Raw genomic sequence first — 1,365 nt, 5'->3', positions numbered from 1 at the left:
GAGACTGTCAATTCTTTTGTGTAAATAAATCTTTCCGGCTAATTGATTCTTTAACTGTTTTTTAATCGAAGTACGATTCCAAGGTGTCTGCTACTTGACCAAAGCCCTTGTGAACTCGATTGGCGTTGCGGTCGTTATAGTCGATAACTTGGCTACCCAAAAAGTTGTCCAGTGATTCTTCGCTAGGGAACTCTGATTTAGGATTGGTCTTTCGCTTGATCATGCGGTTTATCGATTCGATCATGTTCGTTGAGTAGATTGAAGGACGGATTTGCTTTGGATACTGGTAAAAGACAAGCATGTCTTCTTCGAGTTTCCGCAGGTCCTTGATCATTCTGGAGTACTTTGATCCATAGGCTTCGTAAAAGGCGTGCAGAACAGTTTCTGCTTCTTTTTGGTTAGTTTGCTTATGGACTTGCTTAAAAGCATTCAGAATCTCAGCACGATCGGTCACACGGACTTTTTGGCTGATGTTGCGCATGATGTGAATTAGACAACGTTGGAATTTAGACTTTGGGTAATACTGCTTTAACATGTCCTTGATGCCCACAAAGCCATCTGACAAGAACAGTTCAACCTGCTCGAGGCCACGTTCTTTGAAGTCGGCGATCATTTCACTCCAAACTTCAAGATTTTCTACCGGAGCGATCCGATAGTCAATGATCTCTTTATTGCCATTAGGCTTAATTCCCACGGCGATATAAACCGCCTCGCGCTGGTACGTATCTCTACGCAGAGGAATATACGTAGCGTCAAGATAAACGCAGAAGAACTTGTCGCTCAAGCGCCGTTGATGATAGCTTTCAACTTGACTGGCTACCTGCTTTGAGATGTTTGAGACGGTGCCTGCAGAATAGTAGCTGCCGTACATTTTCTCGATCAGCTCAGAGATCTCTCTGGTTGTTACACCATGCGAATAGAGCTGGATCACAGTGGATTCCAGTGCATCGGTGTGCTGACCATATGCAGGAAGAGTTTGTTGGTGAAACTCGCCGTTTCTGTCCCGGGGAACTTGAACCTTGATAGGCCCAAATTGCGTCTTGATCTGTCTAAAGTAGCTTCCATTCCGGGAGTTTCCAGAGTTCCAGCCGTTTCTATCGTAGGGATTATAGCCAAGAAAGGCGGTCAATTCGCTTTCTAGGAGCAGATTGAGTCCTTCCTCGAGCTGAGTCCGCATGAATTTGTCAAATTTCTCCTTGTCGAATAGCGCATTGAGGCATTCTCTGTTAAAATCAGTCATAAGGGATTCCTTTCGTATTGATAGTGTTCAAATCAATTATACGGAAAAGGAGTCCCTTTTCTTATACCCAATTTTGATTTACTTTAAGGAACTGTTCATCCTTACACATAAGATTATACGGTCTC

At 43.6% G+C, this 1,365-nt stretch carries 1 protein-coding gene; it reads right to left on the bottom strand.

Features of this window, described 5'->3' with window-relative positions; all coding sequences use genetic code 11:
• Window positions 1-61: 61 nt before the first annotated feature.
• The gene (locus tag OCH80_RS10115) at window positions 62-1,240 is read right to left on the bottom strand and encodes an IS256 family transposase (RefSeq protein WP_046432424.1); all 1,179 of its coding nucleotides are present in this window, start codon (window positions 1,238-1,240) and stop codon (window positions 62-64) included.
• Between the last annotated feature and the right edge of the window lie 125 nt (window positions 1,241-1,365).

The organism is Lactobacillus sp. 23-2, assembly GCF_044902225.1.
Classification (GTDB): Bacteria; Bacillota; Bacilli; order Lactobacillales; family Lactobacillaceae; genus Lactobacillus; species Lactobacillus absianus.
Note: the sequence above shows the minus strand (reverse complement) of the source record. Positions and strands in the feature narration are given on the sequence as shown.